This window comes from Methylobacterium sp. WL18 (assembly GCF_008040015.1).
GTDB classification, from domain to species: domain Bacteria; phylum Pseudomonadota; class Alphaproteobacteria; order Rhizobiales; family Beijerinckiaceae; genus Methylobacterium; species Methylobacterium mesophilicum.
The window spans coordinates 1-3430 of record NZ_VRVD01000507.1 but is presented as its reverse complement, the minus strand read 5'-3'; the positions used below and the strand labels follow the sequence as shown (position 1 = coordinate 3430).

At 69.6% G+C, this 3430-nt stretch carries 4 protein-coding genes; all 4 read left to right on the top strand.

Annotated features, from left to right (window positions below):
• The first annotated feature begins 46 nt into the window (after nucleotides 1-46).
• Nucleotides 47-1576 (top strand): UdgX family uracil-DNA binding protein, encoded by a 1530-nt coding sequence (locus FV228_RS23955; protein WP_147856851.1) that lies wholly within the window; start codon nucleotides 47-49, stop codon nucleotides 1574-1576.
• Nucleotides 1573-1959: a nucleotidyltransferase domain-containing protein gene (locus FV228_RS23950; protein WP_246694014.1), complete on the top strand. Its 387-nt coding sequence runs from the start codon at nucleotides 1573-1575 to the stop codon at nucleotides 1957-1959. Before FV228_RS23955 ends, FV228_RS23950 begins: the two co-directional genes overlap by 4 nt.
• A 115-nt stretch (nucleotides 1960-2074) precedes the next feature.
• Nucleotides 2075-2299, top strand: coding sequence for a HepT-like ribonuclease domain-containing protein (locus tag FV228_RS34400; RefSeq protein WP_246694013.1), 225 nt, complete (start codon nucleotides 2075-2077; stop codon nucleotides 2297-2299).
• A gap of 22 nt (nucleotides 2300-2321) precedes the next feature.
• On the top strand, nucleotides 2322-3430 hold a 1109-nt coding region (locus tag FV228_RS23940), incomplete at its 3' end, for a 5'-3' exonuclease H3TH domain-containing protein (RefSeq protein WP_281406526.1).

Sequence of the window (3430 nt, the reverse complement as noted above, 5' to 3'; positions counted from 1 at the left end):
GGGTGGGCCGGCCGTCAGGCCGGGTCGGGAGAGGGGCAGCGCGACGATGCAGGATGGCGCGGTCGTCGCGACTCCTCCGGATGCGGCGCTCCCCTCTCCCGACCCCCTCCGGGGGCCACCCTCCCCCGCAGAGGGGGGAGGGGATGCGCACGCGCCGCAGAGCATCCTTCTGCGTCCGGGTGCCGATCTCACCGGCTTTCGCGATGCCGCGCGCCGCCTCGTCGCGCAGAGCGTCCCGCCCGAGGCAGTGACGTGGTCGGTGACGGATTCGCCCGGCCTGTTCGGCGCCGAGTCGGTTCAGGCTGCAAGCGCGCCGCTCGCCCTGCCCAAGGCCGTCGCCGGGTTGATCCCCCAGGTGATCCCGCACCGTGATCCCGAGCGCTACGGCCTGCTCTACGCCCTGATCTGGCGGGTCTGCCAGGGCGAGCGGCACCTGATGGAGGTCGGCAGCGATCCCCTGGTCCACCGCCTGCACCGGATGGCGAAGGCGATCGGGCGTGACCTGCACAAGATGCACGCCTTCCTGCGCTTCCGCCGCGCCGAGGATTCGGGCGGCGAGCATTTCGTGGCGTGGTTCGAGCCCGACCATCACATCCTGGAGGCGGCCGCGCCGTTCTTCGTCGCGCGCTTTCGCGGCATGCGCTGGTCGATCCTGACGCCCGACGGCTCGGCGCATTGGGATACGGACACCTTGACCTACGGCCCACCCGGGGACCGGACGGCGCTGCCCGAGGGCGACGGCTTCGAGGCCGGCTGGCAGACCTACTACGAGAGCACGTTCAACCCGGCCCGGACCAACCTGAAGGCGATGCGGGCGGAGATGCCCAAGAAGTACTGGCGCAACATGCCCGAGACCGCCGCGATCCCCGCCCTCGTGCGGGCGGCGGCGGGGCGGACCGAAGCCATGATCGAGAGGGAGCCGACCGTGCCCACACGCCGCGAACCCGCCCGCGCCGTCGCCGCCATGGCCGACCAGGACCCGAAGACGCTCGACGAACTGAACGCGATCATCAAGCGCACCGAGCCGCTGGTCCCGGGCGCCACGCAGGCGGTTCTCGGCGAAGGGCCGGTCGGCGCCGCGATCGCTTTCGTGGGCGAGCAGCCGGGCGACCAGGAGGATCGGCAGGGCCGCCCCTTCGTGGGGCCGGCGGGGCAGCTGCTCTCGCGGGCCATGGCGGAGGCCGGGCTCGACCGGGGGGCGAGCTACCTCACGAACGCGGTCAAGCATTTCAAGTTCGAGGAGCGCGGCAAGCGTCGCATCCACCAGAAGCCCACGGCCGGGGAGGTCAGCCATTACCGCTGGTGGCTCGACCGGGAACTCGACTTCGTGGCCCCGAAGCTCGTGGTCGCGCTCGGCGCCACCGCGGTGCTGGCACTCACCGGCAAGGCGGTGCCGATTACCCGGGCGCGCGGACCGTTCCGGTTCGACCGCTTCGACAACCGCTTCCAGGGCTTCATCACGGTCCACCCGTCCTACCTGCTGCGCCTGCCCGACGAGGCCAAGGCGGAAGCCTACGCGGCGTTCGTGGACGACCTGCGGCGGGTGGAGGAGATCGGGCGCGAATTGGCCGCGTGATCGGCATCCTGTTGAGAGTTGCGCCGCTCTCTTTTTGGCGCTGGCTCAGCCTTCAGCGCGCGGGCGTTCCGGATCAACATTGCTGGATGGACAGTCAGGCCGCCATTGCGATCTTGCGCGCCAACGAGGCCGCGTTGCGAAGCCGCGGCGTTCGACATGCTGCCCTGTTCGGCTCGATCGCCCGGGGGGAGGGGCATTCGGGAAGCGATCCCGATGTGATGATCGATATCGACACCGAGGTCGTCCGTGACGTGTACGACTATGTCGGTGTCACCGGGTTCATCGCCGACCTGTTTCCGATCCGCGTCGATGTCGCCAACCGCGACGGCCTGAAAGATCGGATCCGGGAGCGGGCCGAGCGCGATGCCCTTGTCGCCTTCTGAGCGCGACCGCGCCGCCTGCTCAGATATCGTCGCCAACGCGCAGCGGGCCGTCGCCTTCGTGGCTGGGTTCATGTTTCCGACGTTCGCGGCTGACGAGCGGACTTACTAGGCCCTCGTGCGCTGCCTGGAGATCATCTCGGAGGCGAGCCGCCGGCTGAGCGCCGCCGCGAAGGCCCGGCATCCCCAGGTGCCGTGGCGTCAGATCGCCGGGGCTGGCAACGTCGACCGCCACGGCTACGACAGCGTGACTCTGGACATCGTCTGGCTCACCGTCCACGACGAACTGCCCGTTCTCGTCGCGGCCTGCCGTGCCGAGCTGGACCGCGTGCCCGAGCCCTGATCGCCCCGAGACGCCTGCGCCCATGACCGTCGAGACCGCCGCCGCAAGTCCCAAAAAAGTCGGCCCGGGCGATCAGGTGATCCTGGTCGACGGCTCGTCGTTCATCTTCCGGGCCTATTTCCAGTCGATCAACCAGGACCAGAAGTACAATTCGCGTCCCTCGGACGGGCTGCCCACCGGCGCCGTGCGGCTGTTCTGCACGAAGATCGCCCAGTTCCTGCAGGAGGGCGCGGCCGGCATCATGCCGACCCATCTCGGCATCATCTTCGACAAGTCCGAGGGCTCGTTCCGCAAGGAGATGTTCCCGGACTACAAGGGCCACCGCCCCGACGCGCCGGACGACCTCAAGCGTCAGATGCCGCTGATGCGCGACGCCGTGCGGGCCTTCGGCCTGCACGCGGTGGAACTGGTGCGCTACGAGGCGGACGACCTGATCGCCACCTACACGCGGCAGGCGGAGGCACGGGGCGCGGGCGTCATCATCGTCTCGTCCGACAAGGATTTGATGCAGCTCGTCGGGCCGCTGGTCCGGTTCTACGATTTCGAATCCGGCGCCAAGGGCAAGGCCGGCTATCGGCCCGAGCGCAACCTCGACGTCGAGGCGATCATCGCCAAGTGGGAGGGGCTGCAGCCCAACCAGATCGGCGACGCGCTGGCGCTGATCGGCGACACCTCCGACAACGTCCCCGGCGTGCCCGGCATCGGCCTGAAGACCGCCGCGGCCCTGATCAAGGAGTTCGGCAGCCTCGAGGCGCTCTTGGAGCGGGCGGGCGAGATCAAGCAGCCCAAGCGCCGCGAAACGCTGCTCGCAAATGTCGAGCAGGCCAAGCTGTCGCGCAAGCTGGTGGCTCTGGTGGAGGATGTGGCGGTCCCAGTCGACCTGGACGATCTGCGCGTCCCCGAGCCCGACCCGCAAAAGCTCGTCGGATTCCTCAAGGCGATGGAGTTCAACACCCTCACCCGCCGCATCGCCCAGATGCTGCATGTCGACCCCGAGGCGGTGAAGCCCGATCCGGCGCTGCTGCCGGGCGCCAAGCCCCACGGTTCCGGCAACGGCGCCGGCGGCAGCGACGCGGTGCCGTTCTTCGGCGATTCCGTCCCGCCGGACCCGGAGACTGCGGCGGCCGGCGC